Consider the following 20,374-nt stretch of genomic DNA (forward strand, 5'->3'; position numbering starts at 1 on the left):
ATGCGATTCGAACCCACTCCCCCCGATCATCTCGGCCTGCAACTCAACCGCCGCCACTTCTTCGCGAAGACGGGGCTCGGCATCGGCACCGCGGCGCTGGCTCATCTGCTTGGCGGCGAGGGGCGTTTCGCATCGGCCGCAACCGATACGAACGACTCCGGTCTGCCCGGCCTGCCGCACTTCGCACCCAAGGCGAAGCGGATCATCTCTCTGTTCATGAGCGGCGGCCCGTCGCAACTGGAGACGTTCGACTACAAGCCGACCCTCAACGACCGCAACGGCGAGGACCTGCCCGAGTCCGTCCGAGGCGGCCAGCGCCTGACCGGCATGTCGGCCAACCAGGCGACCTTGCCGCTGGCCGGTTCGCTGTTCAAGTTCGCCCAGCACGGCGAGTCGGGCGCGTGGGTCAGCGAGCTGTTGCCGTACACGGCCAAGATCGCGGATGAGCTGTGCATCGTCAAGTCGATGTATACCGAGGCGATCAACCACGACCCGGCGATCACCTTCCTCCAGACCGGGGCTCAGATTGCCGGACGGCCGTCGATCGGCTCATGGCTTAGCTACGGGCTCGGGTCGGACAACGAGGACTTGCCGGCCTTCTGCGTACTAATCACCAAGGGCAAAGGGGGTCAGCCGCTCTATTCTCGGCTCTGGGGAAACGGGTTCTTGCCATCGGCTCATCAAGGCATCTTGTTTCGAGCGGGGGCCGAGCCGGTCCTGTACCTTCAGAATCCCGAAGGCGTGACCGACGCCGGCCGCCGCAAGATGCTCGATCGGCTCAGGGAACTGCACCAGATCGAGCATGAGGAAACGCTCGACCCGGTGCTCGACGCTCGGATCGCCCAGTATGAGATGGCGTACCGGATGCAGGCATCGGTGCCCGAAGTCGCCGATGTCTCCGACGAGCCCGAGTCCACCTTCGAGCTCTATGGAGAGGACGCCCGCACCCCCGGCACGTTTGCCTCCAACTGCCTCCTCGCCCGCCGCCTGGCCGAGCGAGGCGTGCGCTGCATCCAGCTCTTTCACCAGGACTGGGACCACCACGGCGGCCTTCCCGGCGGCATGCGACGCGAATGCGGTCAGACCGACCAGGCGAGCGCCGCCCTGGTGATCGACCTGAAGCGGCGAGGGTTGCTCGACGAGACCCTCGTGGTCTGGGGCGGCGAGTTCGGCCGCACCAATTACAGCCAGGGCAAGCTGACCGCCACCGACTACGGCCGCGACCATCACCCCCGCTGCTTCTCGATCTGGATGGCCGGCGGCGGCATCAAGCCCGGCCTCTCCTACGGTTCCACCGATGAATTCGGCTACAACATCGCCGAGAACCCCGTCCATGTGCACGACCTGCACGCGACGATCCTGCACCTGCTCGGAATCGATCACGAGCGGCTCACCTTTAAATATCAAGGGCGCTACTTCCGCCTGACCGACGTGCACGGCCGGGTGCTTCAAGACCTGATCGCATGAAAGCCTGAAGAGGGGCTCTGATTCATCCCTCGGCCCGCGAAGGTCGGGGGATGAACCAGGCCATCGTGACGCTCCCCGTTGCATCAGGGAGCGGGGTACTGAGGAATCAGGGCATTGAGGTTACCCAGCGGGATCACGCGGGTGTAGGTGATGGTGGTACCGAAGTCGAGGCCCGTGCCGAACCCGGCGGCGGCCCCCAGGGTGACAAGCTCTCGGGGACCGATCGGAGTCCGCGAGGCGGTAATCTCTCCGGAGATGACCGAGCCAAGGTAGGTTCCTTCCTCGATCCGCAGGCCGTTCAGCTCGGTGATCGCCTGGGCGTTACTGAGCTGGACGCGGAGATCACCGCCGACGGTGTCGGTGGAGAAGCCGGCGGGAGCGTCTTGCATCGGGCCTCGGGCCGAGAGGACCAGGCCATAGTCGCCATTGGCCGCGATGATGATGCCGGAGTCGATCCGGCCGGGAAAGTTCAGACCGAACAGTTGCAGGCCGGTCTGACTCGGGGCGACGTTCACCAGGTCGCGGACGGCTCCCGAGGTGATCTGGATGGTGTTCCCCAGCCGAGCGCCGCCGAGCATGTTCGCGGGGGTCGCGGGCGGAACGACCGGCGTGAAGGCTCCCGAGGCGGAAAGCTGCTGCACGTCGAAGAGGAAGGATTCCAACTCGTCGGTAATCCGCTGGGATTGCTCGGGAGAGGTGTCGAAGGCGTTGCGCTCGACGGCCACGCGGAGCAATCGGAGGTAGTTGGCCTGCGTTCCAGGGGGAATCAGGCGAGGATCGCCGAGCGATCGGGCCAGCCGAAGGCCGCGGACCACCGGCGGCGTGTTCAGGCCCCGAAAGGGTCGGCCGGTGCGGAGAGCCTCGGTCATAAGAGGGCCGGTCTGGCGGTAGACCGAGGAGAGTGCGCCGGTGCCGATCGTCTCGGAAGGGGGCAGAACCCCTTCACCGGGGATCTGATCGACGGGCACGGCGACCTGGTAGAACCCTTCGCCGAGGAATTGCAGATTGCCGATCGGAACCGTCACCGTGAAGGCCGCTCGGCCCTCGGCGGGAGGAATCTGGATCGTGGCCTCGGTCGGTCCGAGGAACAGGAGGTTCGATTCCGGCACGAGGAACTGGACCGGTTCTTGCTCCTCTGGCGGGGCTTCCGGCGCGGCCGAGAAGCCGACCAGGGCCTGCGCCGCAGGTGAGTTGAGCAAGGTATAGGTATCGACCGAGCCCAACATGGCGTTCACGAACGGCTGGGCGAGCACGGCCTGATGCAGCATGGAACGGCCCGCCACGCCCCGAGCCGCCGCCTGGGCTCGGATCGGTTCCATGGCATCGGGGCCGAGCAGTTGCACCAGGTACTGGTTGACCGCCGGTGAGGCGTCGACGCGCACCGGAGCCTGCTGAATGCGGGGCCGGATCGCTCCGGGAGCAATGAACGGCCCGAGCTTTCCGCCGACGGGCGTCACTCCCGAGAGAAGCAACCGGCCGTCGAGCGCCTCGAAGCTCGGCTGTCTCCTGCGGCGAGGACCGCGGTCTGGCCGAGAACCCTGCGCTCTTCGCATTGTGGTCGCCTCCATGCCCAATCGATCAGGAACGCGTGGTCCAGTCTCCTGGGAGTGGTTATCGGACGAGCGTCGCGTCGGCCTTGACCCTCCAGACGCTTAAAACCGTCGCAATCGGCACAGGAGATGAAGATCCGGGGCGGCCCGTCGAATCTCTTTCTGAGAACAATTCCCCAGAACGAACCGTAGTAGTAGGACAGAACGGCACGGCCGTTCACCATGAGGTCTCATCATCGTGACTGGCACGTCAGGGAGGTCAAGATGGTTAAGAAGCTCAACGAAACAGCCCTCTGGCAGCGGAACCTGGCCTCCTTGATCCGATCGGGTCTGTTTGATCGGGCCGAGGTGGTCGAATCTCGAGGCTTGCATGTGGTGGTCGGGATTTACGGAGATGGAACCCCATCGGCTCCGCTGGCCAAATATGCCGACCGGCGACGGGCGGAAGATGCCCTGGAACTGGTCGAACGGCTGAATGATCACGCCGTTCCGGCAGAAGCGAACTGACGGCATCCGCGGTCGCACGGCCATGCGTGATCGCTTGATTCGGGGGCGGAAGACGGAGCCGAGGCTCTCGTCTCCCGCCCCCGAAGTTCTGCGCAGAAAAGGATTTGCAACCGATCGCCGATTACGGAGCAGGTCGCCGACCCGGGGGGGAGGAGCGGCGGCGGAGCCCTCCGATCGCCTCTCGGCAGAAGGCGAGCAGGTTGGTTTCGATCAATTCGCGTTCCAGGAGTTCGAAGGGAGGATTCTCGGGAAGGGTGGCGATCACCTCCTCAAGGAGCATCCGGGAGAACTGCGCATGGGCCCGGCGCAAGAGTCGCTGCGTGCCGGCAGTGGAGATGGGACGATCGAGGGCCAGGGCGATGCGATCGGCCAGTTCGGGAGTGGAGAGCCCCGGTGCCTCAGATCGCTGGCGAAAGGCGAGGAAGAAGGGCTGACCGGATTCTTCCTCAAGGAGCTTAAGCCGTTGCCAGGTGCGTTCGAGCAGGACGGTTCTCCAGATTGTGTCGAAGCGAGCCTCCTCGATTGAGACGTCGAGCGGGGCCAGGGGAACGGGGCAGCGATCCGACTGCTGAAGCTCGGCGAGCCATTGGATCAAGGCGCTCCGAAAGACAAGCCGGGAACGCTTGTGCTGGGAAACGATGGTGTGCTGAGCCTCCCGCTGTAGACCGGGCACGAACCGCTGGTAGAGGACGTCGGCCTCGTCTCGATCGACGATGAGCCGAATCAGGTAGCGGTGGACGGCGGGGAGATCGAACGGGGGAGCCTCTTGCTCGATGCCGGGATCGTCCGTCGAACGAGGGCGGTCGCTTGAACCCGGAACCTCGTCGTCAGGCGGTCGCCGGCCTGAACGGTTGCTCCTGAGCAACTCCTCGTCCATGGTTGAAGCGCCTCGCTCGCTCGTCCGACTCGGCGGGGGGGAAGTCTTCCGAGCGCGGCGAGGTTACAGCAAACCCAGCCGAAGGTCGGAAGCTGACGGCCGAAAACGAAGCCCCGGATCGTCGGAAACCGAGCGCCGGGGAGAGCGCTGACCGTTGTTTGATTGAACCCGAATCGGAGGGCTCGGTGAAGAGGGCACCGCCGATCGCTGGAGCAGGATCGGGAGCACGATTGGGGAGGGAAAGACGGCAGACGATCGAGGATCGGCTGATTCTTCGAGCGGATTGGCGGGATTTAGGAAGGATTGAGCCTGGTCATTGCAACGGGATGCAACAACTCAGGACATCTTGGGGGAAGAGCGTCCCGATCCACGGGGAGGCCGTGAAGAGGGGGCTCTCCCCGAGATTGGGCAAACAAATCATTGGGGGCTCAGAACTCAGAGCGGGAAGAGATTACCGAGCTTTTCCCGGGCCTGACGGCTTCCCTTGGAGGCCTTGATCAGGGGGAAGGTCTGCATCTTTCCGTCGACTTCGAGCGTCAGCTTCCCTTCGCGGATGACCGAGGTGGCCACGCGAACGCGGCGGGTGGTGCCGTTGGGAAGCCAGACCTTGATCGTCTGGAGATTGGGCTTGAACTTCCGTCGGCTGATGCCGGTGATCTTGGTGCCGACACCGCCGAGGTACTTGGCTTTGCCGCGTGTGGTGACGTGGTTGCCGAATGAGGTCTTCTTGCCGCTAACTTCGCACTGCCGTCCCATCGGACTGACTCCTGATCATGGCCAGCACAGAGGCGATCTGGCCCGGCTCACTCCTCGTCACCGATCTTCAATACCTGTCGACCGCGATAGGTCCCGCAATCCGGGCAGACCGTATGGCGAGGCTTCAGGGTGCCGCACTGTTCGCAGCTGATCAGAATGACGTTGAACTGAAGGGCGTCATGGCTACGCCGCATTCCCTTCTTGGACTTCGATGTACGCCGCTTCGGTACGGCCACGGCACACGCTCCGGCGAACTGCCTGGGTCAAAGTGTGGTTTGGGAAAAGGGTGAATTGTATCGAGGGACCGGTGGTGCTGACAAGGCGAACTGAAATGATGCCAGAAGGAAACAGCGCCTTGCCCGCCATTTTGCAAGCGGCGGAAAGGGTGAACTAGGGTTCTCAAGGAAGGTTTGCAGTCCTGGAGATCCGGGGCTGTGGAGGCATCGGCGCGTGCATTCCAGGCGTGGGGAGGGCATGGCGTTCGATGAGAGACGAAGGAGGTCCCCTGAAATGCGCGTCTCGTGTTCGCGCCGTTACAAGCGATCCGGGGCGGCCGCGGTGGAGATGGCGATCATCTTACCGCTGTTTCTCGCGTTGATTCTGGGCACGATCGAAGCGTCTCGCCTGGGAATGGTGTCGCAACTCTTGCATGTGGCGGCGCGTGAAGGCTGCCGGACGGCGGTGTTGCCGGGTCAGAGCGAGGCGGCCGTGCAGGCCCGGATCAATGCGGCCCTGGCCGGCACGGGGATTACGCCTTCGGTGCAGATCAGCAGTCCGAACGGATCGTGGCTCAACGTGGAGGCACCGGCACCGATCACCGTTCGGCTGAGCGTGCCGTTCAAGGACGTGAGCTGGCTGGGAGATCCGTTCGCGTTCGAGGAAACGACGGTCGTGGCCTCGGCAACCATGTGTAGTGAAAAGAACCCGTGACGCGACGGCCCCGTCGCAGGAGGATCCGTTCATGAGACGACACGCCGATGCGGCCGAAGGGCGCCGCGGGGCGACCCTGGTGCTCTCGGCTGTAATGATGACCGCGATCCTCGGCTTCGTGGCGTTGGCCGTCGATACGACGGTGCTGGCCGTGGCGCGGCACCAACTGGGCATCTCGGCCGATGCCGGAGCACTGGCCGGGGCCTCGGCCCTGGCCGACGAGCGACGGCTGAACCCGAACATGTCGCTGACGACGATCTTCACCTCGGCTCAGAGTCGAGCGCAGCAGTTCGTCGAACAGAATGAGGTCCTCGGTCAGCCGCCGGTGATCGTAAGCAACCCGTTCAACGCCCCGAACGGGGATGTGGTGCTGGGATACATTGCCGATCCGATGAACCCGGCCAGCCCGTTTCTCAGTGACGCGTCGCTGGCGGCGAACTTCAACTCGGTTCAGGTGCGCGCGGCCCGATCGGAGGAGCGGGGAGGCATTGTTCCGGCCTTCTTCGCACGGGCGATCGGGATTGACGGGGCGTCCGTCCGGGTGCGCGGCACGGCCACTGCGATGAACTACAGCATTGCCGGGTTCAGTTCCGAATCGAGCCAGAACGCCGACCTTTTGCCGATCGTTTTGGACCAGGAGGCTTACGAGCGGATGATCAGCCCGACCTCAAGCAACGGCGACAAGTACCGCTACGACACGGACACGGGTCAGGTTGCCTCCGGAACGGACGGGATTCCGGAATCGGTCCTGTACCCGGTCAAGTCCGGCTCTCCCGGCAACTGGGGAACCGTCAACATCGGGACCACCAACAACAGTACCAGCACGCTGGGAGCGCAGATCCGATACGGGGTCACTCCGCAGCAACTGTCGAGGTATCCGGGAGGGAAGCTCACACTCAGCCAGTCCGACAGCGACGGCCCTTACGTGATGCTCGAAGGTGATCCCGGCATCAGCGCGGGGATTAAAGACGACCTGACAGCGATCATCGGCAAGCCGCGGACGATTCCCATCTATTCGGAGAATTCCGGCAACGGCAACAACGCCCAGTACAAGGTGGTTGATTTTGCGGCGGTCCGGGTGTTGTCCGTGAATTTCAAGGGGAACCCGAAGTACGTAATCGTGCAGCCGGCGCTCACGCGTGATCCGACCGCAATCCCCGGCGAGGTCCAGACGAACTGGACGGCGGGCGGATTGATCCGGCTGAACCTGTCGCGTTAACCGAAGCTCCGCGCGGCCCGTGCTGCGCGCGACGACCGTTCCATTTTTTTTGCAACAACGGGAGCAGAACGCATGAACCGACCACGGATCGTCCAGGCGGTCGGGCCGCTGCTGGCCGTCGCGTGGATTGCCACGGCCGGGGCGTGGACCGCCATGGCGCAGAGTACACCACCGCCCTTCGATCGCGTCGAGGAAGACTGGGAGCTGGTCATCATTGCCCCAGACTCGGTTGCCGAAGGGCCCCAGATCACCACGTCAATGAGCCCGCTTGACAGCCAGGCGGGGCAGTTCATTGCGTTTAACCTGAACTATCGAAGCCAGCCATCCTTTCGGTCGGGAGGGTTGGAGGTCATCGCGTACAACGCCGATGTCGCGCAGGCCACATCGACCCAGCACACGGCGAAGTTGTCGACGACCAATGAGACGATTACCTGGACGCAGTCGTTGGGACTCGTCGGCGGGGTAATGTCGTACCAGATCATCGGGGGCAAATCGACCAGTTGGGGCCAGTTCGGCCAGGGCTCGGGGGCGAACCTGGGGGTCTCGGTGACGTCGGCGCTGTCGTCGATGTCAGGCTATCACCCCGAGACGTCGGTCGAGTTCTCCGGAGTGGGCTGGCAGGCCAACCGGGTCGCGTCGATGCGGCTGCTTCAGGTGCGTTATTACGACGGGAACACGCTCGTTGCGATCGACGAGACAGTTCGGGACGTGAACCTCATGAAATGACGGGGCCTGAGTCCTGGGCTGCGTCGTTTCCTCGCAACATTTTCCGAAGGCAGGGCCACCTCGCTTCAAAATCTGACCTAAGGTTCTGATAGCCCCGCGGACAAGACGCCACGGGACATGATCAGACGAAGACGCCAGCATCAGTCGATTGAAGGGTGTCGCGGCCCGATCGTCGATCAGGAGCGACGCAAGATTCGGACGAACGGAACCGGAGCCAGTCTCGAGCACGATCGAGCAAAAGGCCCCCAGAGTCAGGAACCACCCATGAGCACGCTCATCAAACGAGTTCGCGGTTTCATCAAGAGTGAAGACGGCCCGACGGCGGTCGAATATGCCGTAATGGTCGCCCTGATCGCCGTGGCGATTATCGTCAGTGTTCGAGCCCTGGGCACGAGCCTGAACACAACCTTCGGCAACGTTGACACGGCCATCCAGGGCGTCAATTGATGCCAAGGCGGTCTGGCCGCCACTTGTGACGCAGACTGAGGGGCCTCCGGCGATGCGGCTCAAAAAGCCGGTTGCCGAGAGGCCCTTCGGTCATTCATGTCCTAGGCTTCTTTCACACGAGAACGCCTGCATGACGGTTCGAGGGGGTCGGGCCAACAGGCGGTTGCACGAGGGAGGATTGCGAACGATGCCATACACCTTGCCGATGGGAGCCGCCTGGCTGGTCTCGGCCCTGATGGTGGAAGCGGCGATCATCGACGGTCGCCAGCTCCGGGTGCCGAACTGGCTGACGTTTCACCTGGCCGCCGGTGGCCTGGCCTACTGGGGCTGGACGGCAGGTTGGGGAGGGCTGGGCTGGTCGGTGGCCGGAATGGTCGTTGGCTTCGTCCCCTTGATGATCGTCTGTGCCATCGGCGGCATGGGGGCGGGCGACGTGAAGATGTTTGCAGGATTTGGTGCCTGGGTCGGACCGCTGATGGCGGCCGAGGCGCTGGCGGTCTCGGCGATCGTGGGAGGGATCATCGCCCTGGGGATGATCGCCTGGAGCGGTCAGTGGCGGCGCCACTGGACGATGGGCAAGCGAATCGCGGAAGAGATCGTCACGGTGAAACATCCCGACAAACTTGCCGAGCGGGCGGCCGAGCGAAAGCCGACGATGCGGCTCTTGCCTTATGGCATTCCGCTGGCCATTGGTTCGATCGGCTACATGGCATTCCACGGTCTTTTGATGTGAGCGAGTCGCCCCAAACGGGCAGAGGAGCACCATGATGAACGGCAGGGCACCCGTGCTGCTCGGACTCGCCGCGCTATGCGGTCTGGCGGCCATGTGGGGCGTCCGATCACTGCTGAACCGCGAACCCTCGACCGAAATTCCGAAGACTCTGGTTCTGGTTGCGAACCGCGAAATTCGGGTCGAGGAGACGCTAACGCCAGAGATGATCGAGCCCAAGGAAATCCCGACGGCGATGGTTCCCAGCGGCGCCTTGACCGACATGAAGCAGGCGGTCGATCGCTGGGCGATGATCCGGATGCTTCCAGGTGATGTGATTCTCGACGGCAAGCTCGCCCAGAAAGGGACGCCGACGGGGATGATCGCGCGGATCACCCCGGGCATGAGAGCCTTTGCGGTACCGGTGGACGAACAGACGGGGGTTTCGGGCTTCATCCTGCCGGATTACCGCGTCGATGTGCTGCAGCCGAGGGCCGATATGCCGGGTCGGGCCAAGGTTGTGCTGGAGAACATCCGCGTGCTGGCCTCGGGGACCGTCTTCGAAAGCCCCGAGGACCGCTCGATCGAGGCCCGAACGGTGACGCTGGAAGTCACGCCGGATCAAGTGCAAACCCTGGCCAGTGCGATGCAAGAGGGCCCTCTGACGCTGTCGCTTCGGGGCCTCAATGATACCACGATCACAGCGGTCGAACCGGAACCGGAACCAGAGCCCGAACCGGAACCCCTGCCGGAACCGGAAGCTCAACCGGTGCCAGTGCCGGTGCCGAATCTCCCACCGGAGCCGCCGCCGGTCATGACCGAGATGGTCGAACCTGCTCCGGCGAACGAGGCTCCGCGTCGGCTGATGATTTTCGCCGGCCTTCGAGCCCCTCGCATGCACCTGGTAGGCCCGAAGCCGGAACCGACCCCGGAACCACCCCCGCAGGCGGCAGAGACTCTGGAAGCCCGCCGCCCGTTCCGCCTCGATGGCCTGATGCCCGCTATCGACGCCAACGCCATTCCTTCCCCTCCCGGGTGACGCTGCTCCCGCAATCGGGACGCCAGCAGACCCGCCCGACGCCGAGACACCGGTCGAGCTCATGGACACTGCGCGACGACTACTCCTGGTCGACCCGAACCCCGCCTCGCAAGCGGCGGTGAAGGCCGCGTTGACAAATCTGGGAACCGTCCAGATTGTGGACACGTGCTCGGATTACAACGCGACCCTGCGCCAGATCGAGGCGTCGTCTTGCGAGTTGGTGGTGATCGTTCTGGACGCCGATCCGGAACGAGCCCTCGTCACGATCCGAGAGATCAAGGACCGCGCCGCTCGGGTCGCGGTCTTGCCAGCCAGCCAGTTGCGTGACGGCGAGACGATTCTGCGGACCTTGCGAGCCGGGGCCTCGGAATTCCTGCCGTTGCCGGTCGAGGCCGAGGAGGCCCGCACGGCGATCGCTCGCCTCTTGCCCGATGCCACGTTGCCACCCGAAGGTCGGGGGACGATGGTGACGGTGATCGGCTCGGCCGGAGGGGTCGGATGCACGACGCTGGCGGTCAACCTGGCCGTGGCCCTGACCAAGGCCCCCGGGGCGAGCGTGGCGCTGGTGGACCTCGACCTGCTGCTCGGCTGTGTCGATACGCTGCTCGACGTCATGCCCGAACTGACGATTTCCGATGTGGTCTCGGACATTGACCGGTATGACAAATCGCTGTTGCATCGAGCGCTGACCCAGCATGAATCAGGTGTTTACGTGTTGCCTGCGCCGGCGGCGATGGAAGATGCCGTGAAGGTGGATCTTGAAGGGCTACGACGGTTGATGGACCTGTTGCTCAGCGCCTTTCGCTACGTGGTGGTTGATGCGAGCAAGGGATTCCAGGAAACCGACTTCGTCGCCCTGGAGCGTTCCGAGGCGGTGCTGCTCGTCACGCAGCTCGATGTGTGCGGGCTGCGAAACGGGGCGCGCCTGATGCAGATTTTCCGGGAGATCGATGGGTTGGCCGATCGGGTGCGCGTGGTGGTCAATCGGGTGGGGTCGGACATTACGACGATCGGCTTAAAGAAGGCCGAGGAAACTCTCGGGGCTCCCATCGGCTGGCAGATTCCGAACGTCTCGGAGATCGTCGGGGCTGCCCGAACCAAGGGAGTTCCGCTGGAAACCGAGGCTCCAAAGCATCGAGTCACACGGTCCATCACCGAGATTGCCCGGAGCTTTGCGCCGATTGGTGGTGAGAAGGCAAAACCGTTCATGGGCAAGATTGCGGCGATGTTTACCTGATTCGCGGATGATCTTTGGTCCCCCCACTCCCGTGCGAACCGGCTGAGTCGGGGACCTTCGGAGGTTCCCGACGATGCTTCACGGATTTGGACGCAGCCCGCTCGGTCAGAGAACCCTCGGGGCAACCCCCGCGCAGGCCAAATCGCCCACCAGCGAACCGCCCGAGGGGTCTGAACCCAACGCCCCCGTGGCGACGATCCCTCCCACCCCGACCGTGGCACCACCTCCGAAGCCACCAAAGCCTCCCAAGCCCAAGGACCAGGAACCGGCCAAGGCCGACCCGGCCGTGGCGGCGTTCGAGGCGATCAAGCGACGGATTCATAGCAAGCTGGTCGATCGGCTCGACTTCAATCGGGTCAACGAGCTGGACCCGAGGACGGTTCGAGCCGAGGTTCGCTCGGTGATCGAGCACCTGCTCGACGAAGACGACCCGATGCTCAATCGGAACGAGCGCCAGCGGCTCGTCGATGAGATTCTGGACGAAACCTTCGGCCTCGGGCCCCTGGAAGCGTTGCTGAAGGAGGAAGGGATCGGGGACATCATGATCAATGGTCCCCGGTACGTGTTTATTGAAAAAGGGGGGCGGATCGAGCGATCGTGCGTGGGATTCCGCGATGATGATCACCTGTTGCAGATCATCGACCGCATTGTCTCTCGCGTGGGTCGGCGGATCGATGAAAGTTCGCCAATGGTCGATGCGCGATTGCCGGACGGCTCTCGTGTCAACGCGATCATCCCCCCGCTGGCCCTCGACGGGCCGGTATTGACGATCCGAATGTTCGGTTCGAAACCCTTGACGCAGGATGACTTGTTACGGTTCAAGGCATTCACGCCCGAGATGCTGATCTTGATGGAAGCGGCCATGAGGGCGCGCTTGAATATCATCATCTCCGGCGGTACGGGTTCGGGCAAAACGACGTTACTGAACACGCTTTCGAGTTTCATCCAGAACGACCACCGGATTATCACAATCGAGGACGCGGCCGAGCTTCGCCTGCAGCAGGAGCATGTGGTGCGGCTCGAAACCCGACCGCCGAACGTTGAAGGGCGAGGGGCCGTCACGGCGACCGACCTGGTCAAGAACGCCCTGCGAATGCGGCCCGACCGGATCATCATCGGCGAATGTCGAGGGGCCGAGACCCTCGACATGATTCAGGCCATGAACACCGGCCACGAAGGCTCGATGACCACCGTGCACGCCAACAACCCGCGCGATGCCATGAGCCGGTTGGAGACGATGATCAGCATGGCCGGCCTGGAGCTTCCCATCCGGGCGCTTCGCTCTCAGTTCGCCTCGGCCGTGGACCTGATTATCCAGGCAAACCGTTTGCAAGGCGGCCCGAGAAAGGTGACGAGCATCACCGAGGTCGTCGGCATGGAGGGGGACACGATTATCATGCAAGAGATTTTCAAATTCGAACAGGTTGGTGTTGACTCCGGCGGCCGGGCCCACGGGCGGTTCACCTCGACCGGCATTCGACCGTCGTTCATGGATCGCCTGGAATCATCTGGCTGCGTGCTGCCGACGGATCTGTTCCGCCAACGTGACCTGATGGCGGATTAAGGGGTGGAATCGGTTGGGGGAGCGAGTCGGAGATCGCGGCGATCGGTCGGTTGCACCAAGAGAGGAGCCCTGAGCGATGGACGGGACGACCTTTGTCATGATTGCCGCCGGAGTGGCCATTGCGCTGCTCGTGGCGGGGGTGGCAATGGTAGTGACGAAGTCGGAATCGACCCTGGCCGAGGAACGGCTTCGGAACCTCACCAGCGGCAAGCGTCCGAACGTCAATAAGCAGCTCGCGGCCGATTCGCTGCTGCGGGCGCCGCCGATCGACGCACGCAACCTGGCCCTGCTTGAGCAATACCTGCCGAGTGGGGAATCGCTGAAGCGGCTGTACGAACAGGCCGACCTGACCCTGCCATTCAAGACGTTTCTGGCCATCGCCGGAGGGTTAACGGTCCTGGGAGGAACGGTCGCGGCGGTGGTGGGTTCTCTGTGGCTGGCTCCGGTGGGGGCGGCGATGGGAGCGGGAGTCTCACTCCTGTTTCTTCAGCAACGCAAGCGAAAACGCATTGCCTTGTTCATGGCAGGGCTTCCCGAAGCGGTCGAGTTGATGGGCCGGGCCTTGCGGGCAGGGCATGGCCTGGCGTCGGGAATGCAGCTGGTCTCGCACGAAATGAAGGGGCCGGTTTCTCAGGAGTTCGGCCGGGTGTTCGAGGAGCAGAACCTTGGCGTGCCGGTGGATGAGGCCCTGCGAGGCATGTCGGAGCGGGTGCCGACGATGGACGTGCGCTTCCTGGTGACGGCCATCATCATCCAGCGGGCGACGGGGGGTGATCTGGCGGAGATTCTGGACAAGATCGGTCGGTTGATCCGCCAACGCTTTGAACTGGTTGGCCATGTCAAGGCGCTGACGGCCGAGGGTCGCCTCTCGGGGCTGGTCTTGCTGGCGCTGCCTCCCGGATTACTGGCGTTTATTGCCATGAGCAATCCTTCGTATGTTGCCCCGCTGTTTCAGACAACGCTGGGAGCGAAGTTGCTGGCGGTGACGGTGGTTCTCCAGCTGATGGGAGCCGTCGCTATCAAGAAGATTATTTCGATCAAGGTCTGATCGGTGCATCCTCCGATCAAAACCCGCGGAGAGTTCCGGCCGTGCCGACGCTCGAAACACTGCTGACCCCGGAAACGATCATCCCCATCGCCACCTTCCTGGCGTTCATGCTCGGGGGCTGGGGAGTGTTATCGCTGGTGGCGACCCGACCGACCCGCGCAGAGGACCGCTTGAAGCGGATGCTCGATCGTCCGCAAATGGAGATCGAGCGGGCTCGGGCCGCTCGAGAGCGCCAGCGGATTCAGGATCGAGTGGCCGAGGCGGCGAGGAAGCTGTCCGGCCCGATGCAACCGAAAGACGAGGCCGAGCTGGGCAAGCTGCGGGTCTCGCTGTTGAATGCCGGCATCCGGCATCCACAGGCGGTGCAGATTTTCCTCGGGATGAAGGTGCTGGGGCTCTTGCTGGGGATCGCGGTGGCGATTCCGCCGGTCTGGTCGCACTTCGGGTTCACCCAGAACGGCATGCTGGCCGTCATGGCGGCCGGGGGCCTGGGATTTTACATTCCGGGTGTGATTGTCGGTCACTGGAGGCGGAAGCAACAGCAGGCGATCTTCCTGAGCTTGCCCGACGCCCTGGACCTGATGGTTGTGTGTGTCGAGGCCGGGCTCGGGTTCGATGCCGCCATGCGTCGCGTCACGAGCGAACTGGCCGAATCGTGCCCGGAGGTTTGCAATGAACTGAACATTGTGAACTTCCAGATTCAGATGGGCCGTCCTCGTCGGGAAGCCCTGCGCGACCTGGGAATCCGGACCGGGGTGGAAGATGTAAGAGCCCTGGCCGCCGTGATCATTCAGGCCGAGAAGTTCGGGTCGCCCATCGGATCGGCCTTGCGGGTGCAGTCGGACGCAATGCGGACCCGACGGCGACAACTGGCCGAGGAAAAGGCCGCGCAAACAGCCGTGAAAATCATGCTGCCGCTGATTTTGTTCATCTTCCCCGGCGTGTTTGTGGTCCTGGTTGGCCCGGCAGCAATCAACATCAAGGATACGTTGCTCGGAATGTAATCCATCGAGAACGGCGGCGCCGGTCTTCGATCGGGAGCGAAGCCATGAAAAAATATCACCACAGACCGATGGATCATCACTCCGGGCCGCCTCAACCGGCGCGGGGATGGCGGATGCTGTTGCTCATCGGGCTGGTGTCGTTACCGCTGCTTCTGGACGGGGCGAAGATCAGCTATGCCCAGTGGCAAACCATGTTCGGCCCGAAGCCGATGGTCAGCACGCCGACCTTCGACCTGATGGGTGAGTATTTCCATCGCACAACCCAGGACTTCCTTTGGATGACCCGGCAGCCGTTTCGGAGAGTGCCCTGGCGCGTCGAGTGGGCCGTGAGCGGGCTCGCGCTGAGCCTGATCGCCGGCGCCTTGATTTTGCGACACAACCGGGCCCGGTGAAGGGATCGCCCCCGGCCGAAGGCCGTCAGGCGACGGCTCGGCCCCGGGCGTTGGTCAGCAAGCGAAGGACGGCTTCGGCTGCCTCCTGGCCAATCCGGGCACAGTCGGGAACGCCGACCCCGGAATAGGCATTGCCGGTGAGGATGAGGCCGGGGTGCGCCTCGGCACGCGAGCGGATGGACGCGACCCGATCGAGGTGACCGAGGGTGTATTGAGGCATCGCTCGGGAATGCCGGGCGACCCGGGAGAGGATCGGGGGTCCGGAAGCGCCGAGCAGTTGTTCCACCTCTCGAACCGCAATGGCGGTGAGTTCCTCGTCGTTGCGTTCGAACAGGTGGGCCTGCAAGGCACCGCCGATGAAGACGCGGAGCAACACCGTGCCTTCGGGAGCGCGGCTGGGAAACTTGACGCTGGTGAACGAGACGGCCAGGATCTCTCGCCCTTCGACGCTGGGCACGACGACGCCGAACCCGTCGAGCGGGTGGGTCACGCGGTCTCGGGGATACGCCAGCTGGACGATCGCCGAGGAGGCGTAGGGGATCGATCGGAGATCGAGGGCCAGATCCTTGTCTTCACCATCGACGAGCCGGGCGGCGGCGTGAGCCTCGACGGCGAGGATCACGGCATCGGCCTCCAGGGAAGGGCCGTCGAGCAGTTCGACCCGCCAGGTTCCCTCGGGCTGCTGGCGAGCAACCCGACGGGCGGCCGTACCGAGGCGGAGCGTTCCGGGAGGGAGGGACGCGGCCAGGGCCTTCGGCAGGGTGTCCATGCCGGAGGCGAGGGTCTGGAACAGGCTGTAGCGCGCCCCGGAGCCTCCCCCCTGCCCTTCGAGCCGGGCGGCTCTCCCCTGGCGAAGCGCGGCGCGGATCAGGCTGCCGTGCTCGCGTTCCATCTGGGGGAACTGTGGCAGGGTCGCGTGGAGGCTCAGATCGTTCGGATCGGCCGTATAGATCCCCCCGACCAGGGGCTGAACAAGGCGGTCGAGCGCCTCGCGGCCGAGGCGGCGGCGGACGAAGCTGGCGAGGCTTTCATCGGCCTCGTCGCGGCGGGCGGGCAGGACAAGGTCGCAGAGCATCCGGAGCTTCCCTCGCCAGGAGAGGATCGGCGAGGTGATGAGCGGCCAGAGCCGCTGAGGGGCCATCAGGACGAAGCCTTCGGGGACTGGCACCAATCGGCCGTTGCGGACGACGAACGAGCGGCGATAGCGGTCGTCGGTGCCGATGAGCTGATCACCGAGGCCGAGCGACCGGCAAAGCTCGATGGCGTGCGGCTTATTGGTAATGAACGAGTCGGCTCCACCTTCGAGGGTGAAGCCATCGACGCGGTCGGTCCAGATGGCGCCGCCGATCCGGTCCTGAGCTTCGAGGACGACCAGTTCGATGGGTGATCGGAGCGTCGCGGATCGTTCGGCCAGACGGTACGCCGCCGTCAGGCCGCTCAAGCCTGCGCCGATGATCACAACCCGATGGGACCGAGCAGAGACGTCCGACACGGAAGACAGATCCCCCGACACAATCACGATTTTGGCGGAATTTGATGGCCCAACGATTCCAGTGTACGGGCCGATTCCCGTTCGAACAAGGGTCACGGACACGTCGAACGGGCGATCTCGGGCGGTGGAAACGAGGAGGCGGAGGAATCACGCAGAAAGGGCTCCGGTCCCTGAGGTGGGGGACCGGAGCCCTCTGAGAAACCGTCGGTCATCAAGACCGGCTGCGGCATGAATGTCGGAGCCCGAAGGTCACTCGACGACGGCGGGGGGAGCCGCCATGGCCCCCGTGCCTTCCTCCTCCGAACCGGAGTAGACGGCGCCGGAACCGGGATCGTCTGCGGCGACCGGAGGATTGGCGTCGCCACCGCATCCGGCAACGACGAGACCAAGAAGCGAAAGCGCGAACAGTCGAGCGACGAACGAGGTCATGATGCGTCTTCTTCCAGAGTCAAGAGAAACGAAACGGAGCCGAAACACGCGGGGCGGATCAGAGCTGGTCGGCACTGACCACTTCGCCAAGCCTGCGAGTGCTCAAGGCACGGTAAGTGGCCATGTCGATCGATTCCTTGAGGAAACGAACCGATCCGTCGCCAAAGAGGAAGTTGGCCCCGCCGGGGTGATTGCTGCGGAAGCCGAACTGCCCCATCTCGGTGCAGCCGAACGGAGCGGGCGTGTTGGCCCAGCTGGTCGGTCGGCTGGCGATGGGACCGGCACTGGTCAGGCAGCTCGTCGGAGTGTTGTAGGGAGCCGGTCCGGCACCGGTGAGGGCCTTGGCGTTGATGCGAGGCACCGTGTAGGCAACGGCGGTGATGCGGACATCGCCCGGCCAGGCGGTGGCGCCCCAGGGGGGACCGTTCCAGGCACCGCCGGACGCACCGAAGTTGAAGTGCGATCCGCCCGGCTCGTTCCTGAAGCGGGAGGTCTCTCCGATGAAGATGGTGTTGCTCAGGCCATCACGAATGTCGGCGAACTTGTAGGCGAAATTGCGGCCGAAGGGACCTTCGGATTCGATCGCGTTGCAGCGATCGGCGTTGGTCGTTCCTCCCCAAGAATACCAGGTCGATTCCGTCATGCCAGCCACGGCAGCGTAGGAGGTCTGGTAGGTGGTGAACCAACTGGCGCTGACGTCCTCGTGTTCGTCGTCGCTCGGGCAGACATACGACGACACTCGGGAGAGGGTCGCGGTTTCGTTCTTAAACCAGGTGGCGGCCACCTCGAAGTTGTACGCGGAGGTCTGGGCCCCTTGCTCCATGTACGGGAGAATGAAGGTCATCCAGCTCACCCAGATGTTCTCAGCACAGGGATTGCCAGGGTTCATGGCCTGGCCGTAGCCGGTCGGCGCGTTGCGAAAGTCGCCGATCGGCAGGCTGCCGGTGGCCGACTCGTAATTATGCAGGGCAATGCCAAGCTGCTTCATATTGTTTGTGCACTGGGCGCGACGAGCGGCCTCCCGAGCACTCTGAACAGCGGGCAGCAAGAGGGCAATGAGCACCCCGATGATGGCGATGACGACCAGCAGTTCGATCAGGGTAAACCCACGCGTCCGAGACGGTCGGGTGGTCATGGAATCGGGCTCCATTGGAGGGGGGAGGATGATCGGTGGGGTTCAGGGGATGCTCGGAGAGGACGACTCAAGGAAGCCACGGCAACCGGCGAGACCGACGAACATCGTTGTGGACATTCTCCGATCCCGGATCAAGGTCCGGCTGTCACAAGTGTGCCGTCCATTTGAGAAACGTCATGCTCCAAACCATCCGGAGCATCGCATCGTGATCAGATCATCCCACAGTCTGCCGGGCGGGACTCTCAGAGGAATCATCCGCGCATCGAGCGCCGATCACCACCGAGAAATGGCGACTGCAAGGAAGAGGAATGACGAGAGGCGTTGTTGAGAATGTGTCGAGCAATCGCTCACGAAAAGGCACCGATCTTGGTACCAAGTCGTCAGGGTTCATCGATGTCGACTGTTGAGACTCTTACGCCGAAATCGTTCATTCAGGTTAGTCAATCGTAGGGGGTAACGACAAGTACCCGATTCATTTGATCTTCATTTTCGACGAAATTCCTTTAACAGATTGCCCTGATCTGTCGAATTTCCGAAGAATTTCGCATCGAATGTCACCTGGTTTGAGGCTTGCGGACGTGTCTTGAGCAATGCGGACACTTACACGACATCGCTCAAATGGTGACACGACTTGAACCACCAATTGTCTCCAGCACGCATGAAACCGCGAACTAATCTCGGTCGAGCCAGACATGATGGCGTGAACTGGGCTCAACGACCTTCGTGAACGATCTCGACCAGGGCCCGGACGTGATCGACCGGGGTGCTCGGCAGGATGCCGTGGCCAAGGTTGAAAATGTGGCCGGGACGGCCGGCAGCCTGGTCGAGGATGCGGCGGGCCTGACGGCGGATCTCGTCGATCGGCGCGAGCAGGACGACCGGATCGAGATTGCCCTGGATGGCGACCTCGGGACCGAGGCGGTTCCAGGCCTCGTCGAGTTCTACCCGCCAGTCGAGGCCGATGACCGAGCCGCCGGCATCACGCTGAGCTTCGAGGAGGGTGGCGGTGCCGGTGCCGAAGTGGATGGTCGGCACGTCGGCGGGCAGGGCGTCGAACAATCGCCGCATGTGCGGTTGAACGAAGCGTTTGTAGTCGAACGGCGAGAGGTTGCCGACCCAGCTATCAAACAATTGCAAAACCTGGGCACCGGCCTCGGCCTGAGCACGGAGGTAAAGGGCGGTAGCGTCGGTGAGCTGGCGCATGAGGACATCCCAGGCACCGGGGTCGCGGTACATGAAGGCCTTGGCGCGGTCGTAGTGCCGTGAGCCTCCGCCCTCGATCGCGTAGCAGGCCAGGGTGAACGGGGCTCCAGCGAAACCGATCAAGGGGATCGAAGGCGGCAGGGCGGCCCGGATCTGGGAGACGGCCTGCATGACATATCCAAGCGGTTCGGCACTGGTCATCGGCCGAAGGCGGTCGACGTCGCTCGACTCGGTGATCGGGTTGTGAATGACCGGGCCTTCCCCCTTGGCGAATTCGAGGTCGAGGCCAATCGGTTCGAGAATGAGCAGGATGTCCGCAAAGAGGATTGCGGCATCGACCCCGAGACGCTCGGCGGCGGTCACGGTGACCTCGGTGGCCAGGTCCGGTGTCTTGCAGAGTTCGAGGAACGAGACGCGCGAGCGCAGTTCGCGGTAATCGGCCATGTAGCGACCGGCCTGACGCATGAGCCAGATCGGGGTGACGTCGGTCGCTTCTCGGCGGCAGGCTTTGAGGAAGCGGGGGGCTTCGGGCGAATCCGGCATCGAACGGCGTCCCTGTCGGTCAGAGGGTGCAAGAACAAGCGTGCCGGAGACTCGTCTCGGGCCGCCGGTGCCTGCATATTTTGCGCGCGACCACGCGAAT

Annotated in this window: 21 protein-coding genes; 13 read left to right on the plus strand and 8 right to left on the minus strand. The window is 63.6% G+C overall.

Annotation, left to right across the window (positions count from 1 at the left end):
• Positions 1-1,467 (plus strand): DUF1501 domain-containing protein, encoded by a 1,467-nt coding sequence (locus GA615_RS21140; RefSeq protein WP_152053319.1) that lies wholly within the window; start codon positions 1-3, stop codon positions 1,465-1,467.
• An 83-nt stretch (positions 1,468-1,550) separates the two neighbouring features.
• On the opposite strand, the gene GA615_RS21145 is transcribed toward GA615_RS21140, so the two are convergent.
• Entirely contained in the window at positions 1,551-3,020 is a 1,470-nt protein-coding gene (locus GA615_RS21145; protein WP_152053320.1) for a hypothetical protein, read from the minus strand.
• A gap of 261 nt (positions 3,021-3,281) precedes the next feature.
• Between GA615_RS21145 and GA615_RS21150 the strand changes: the two genes are divergently transcribed.
• Positions 3,282-3,524: a hypothetical protein gene (locus GA615_RS21150; protein WP_152053321.1), complete on the plus strand. Its 243-nt coding sequence runs from the start codon at positions 3,282-3,284 to the stop codon at positions 3,522-3,524.
• 121 nt (positions 3,525-3,645) lie between these two features.
• Here GA615_RS21150 and GA615_RS21155 read toward each other — a convergent pair whose 3' ends face one another.
• The 3 genes from GA615_RS21155 to rpmF form a co-directional block, all read right to left on the minus strand.
• Positions 3,646-4,401 (minus strand): hypothetical protein, encoded by a 756-nt coding sequence (locus GA615_RS21155; protein ID WP_152053322.1) that lies wholly within the window; start codon positions 4,399-4,401, stop codon positions 3,646-3,648.
• Between the two features lie 435 nt (positions 4,402-4,836).
• Positions 4,837-5,157, minus strand: coding sequence for a 50S ribosomal protein L28 (gene rpmB, locus GA615_RS21160; RefSeq protein ID WP_152053323.1), 321 nt, complete (start codon positions 5,155-5,157; stop codon positions 4,837-4,839).
• Between the two features lie 47 nt (positions 5,158-5,204).
• Positions 5,205-5,393: a 50S ribosomal protein L32 gene (gene rpmF / locus GA615_RS21165; protein WP_152053324.1), complete on the minus strand. Its 189-nt coding sequence runs from the start codon at positions 5,391-5,393 to the stop codon at positions 5,205-5,207.
• Positions 5,394-5,667: 274 nt separating this feature from the next.
• On the opposite strand from rpmF, the gene GA615_RS21170 reads away from it, so the two are divergent.
• The 11 genes from GA615_RS21170 (at position 5,668) to GA615_RS21220 (ending at position 15,472) form a co-directional block, all read left to right on the plus strand.
• Positions 5,668-6,087: a TadE/TadG family type IV pilus assembly protein gene (locus tag GA615_RS21170; protein WP_161602472.1), complete on the plus strand. Its 420-nt coding sequence runs from the start codon at positions 5,668-5,670 to the stop codon at positions 6,085-6,087.
• Between the two features lie 31 nt (positions 6,088-6,118).
• Positions 6,119-7,306 carry a pilus assembly protein TadG-related protein gene (locus GA615_RS21175; RefSeq protein WP_152053326.1) on the plus strand — a complete coding sequence of 396 codons (1,188 nt, stop codon included), beginning with the start codon at positions 6,119-6,121 and terminating at the stop codon, positions 7,304-7,306.
• A 72-nt stretch (positions 7,307-7,378) separates the two neighbouring features.
• Positions 7,379-8,032, plus strand: a complete 654-nt coding sequence (locus tag GA615_RS21180) for a hypothetical protein (RefSeq protein ID WP_152053327.1) — start codon at positions 7,379-7,381, stop codon at positions 8,030-8,032.
• A gap of 264 nt (positions 8,033-8,296) precedes the next feature.
• On the plus strand, positions 8,297-8,479 hold the full coding sequence (locus tag GA615_RS21185; protein WP_152053328.1) for a Flp family type IVb pilin: 183 nt from the start codon (positions 8,297-8,299) through the stop codon (positions 8,477-8,479).
• A 187-nt stretch (positions 8,480-8,666) separates the two neighbouring features.
• A complete protein-coding gene (locus GA615_RS21190) occupies positions 8,667-9,212 on the plus strand; it encodes an A24 family peptidase (protein ID WP_235905594.1) in 546 nt (181 codons plus the stop codon).
• 31 nt (positions 9,213-9,243) lie between these two features.
• Positions 9,244-10,227, plus strand: a complete 984-nt coding sequence (gene cpaB, locus GA615_RS21195) for a Flp pilus assembly protein CpaB (RefSeq protein ID WP_152053329.1) — start codon at positions 9,244-9,246, stop codon at positions 10,225-10,227.
• 61 nt (positions 10,228-10,288) lie between these two features.
• Positions 10,289-11,464: a nucleotide-binding protein gene (locus tag GA615_RS21200; protein WP_152053330.1), complete on the plus strand. Its 1,176-nt coding sequence runs from the start codon at positions 10,289-10,291 to the stop codon at positions 11,462-11,464.
• A gap of 73 nt (positions 11,465-11,537) precedes the next feature.
• Positions 11,538-13,028, plus strand: a complete 1,491-nt coding sequence (locus tag GA615_RS21205) for a CpaF family protein (protein ID WP_201750270.1) — start codon at positions 11,538-11,540, stop codon at positions 13,026-13,028.
• A gap of 76 nt (positions 13,029-13,104) precedes the next feature.
• Entirely contained in the window at positions 13,105-14,076 is a 972-nt protein-coding gene (locus GA615_RS21210) for a type II secretion system F family protein (protein WP_152053331.1), read from the plus strand.
• A gap of 41 nt (positions 14,077-14,117) precedes the next feature.
• On the plus strand, positions 14,118-15,080 hold the full coding sequence (locus GA615_RS21215; protein ID WP_235905595.1) for a type II secretion system F family protein: 963 nt from the start codon (positions 14,118-14,120) through the stop codon (positions 15,078-15,080).
• Between the two features lie 44 nt (positions 15,081-15,124).
• The gene (locus GA615_RS21220; protein ID WP_152053332.1) at positions 15,125-15,472 is read left to right on the plus strand and encodes a hypothetical protein; all 348 of its coding nucleotides are present in this window, start codon (positions 15,125-15,127) and stop codon (positions 15,470-15,472) included.
• A gap of 25 nt (positions 15,473-15,497) precedes the next feature.
• Here the strand turns inward: GA615_RS21220 and hemG are convergent, their stop codons facing one another.
• The 4 genes from hemG to hemE all read right to left on the minus strand — a co-directional run bounded on the left by hemG (position 15,498) and on the right by hemE (position 20,274).
• Complete coding sequence (hemG, locus tag GA615_RS21225; protein ID WP_235905596.1) at positions 15,498-16,964, minus strand: protoporphyrinogen oxidase; 1,467 nt, start codon at positions 16,962-16,964, stop codon at positions 15,498-15,500.
• A gap of 249 nt (positions 16,965-17,213) precedes the next feature.
• Complete coding sequence (locus GA615_RS21230; protein WP_152053333.1) at positions 17,214-17,393, minus strand: hypothetical protein; 180 nt, start codon at positions 17,391-17,393, stop codon at positions 17,214-17,216.
• Between the two features lie 58 nt (positions 17,394-17,451).
• The gene (locus tag GA615_RS21235) at positions 17,452-18,528 is read right to left on the minus strand and encodes a DUF1559 domain-containing protein (RefSeq protein WP_152053334.1); all 1,077 of its coding nucleotides are present in this window, start codon (positions 18,526-18,528) and stop codon (positions 17,452-17,454) included.
• 711 nt (positions 18,529-19,239) lie between these two features.
• Positions 19,240-20,274, minus strand: a complete 1,035-nt coding sequence (hemE, locus tag GA615_RS21240) for a uroporphyrinogen decarboxylase (RefSeq protein WP_152053335.1) — start codon at positions 20,272-20,274, stop codon at positions 19,240-19,242.
• Positions 20,275-20,374: the final 100 nt, after the last annotated feature.

Source organism: Tautonia marina, from assembly GCF_009177065.1.
GTDB classification, from domain to species: domain Bacteria; phylum Planctomycetota; class Planctomycetia; order Isosphaerales; family Isosphaeraceae; genus Tautonia; species Tautonia marina.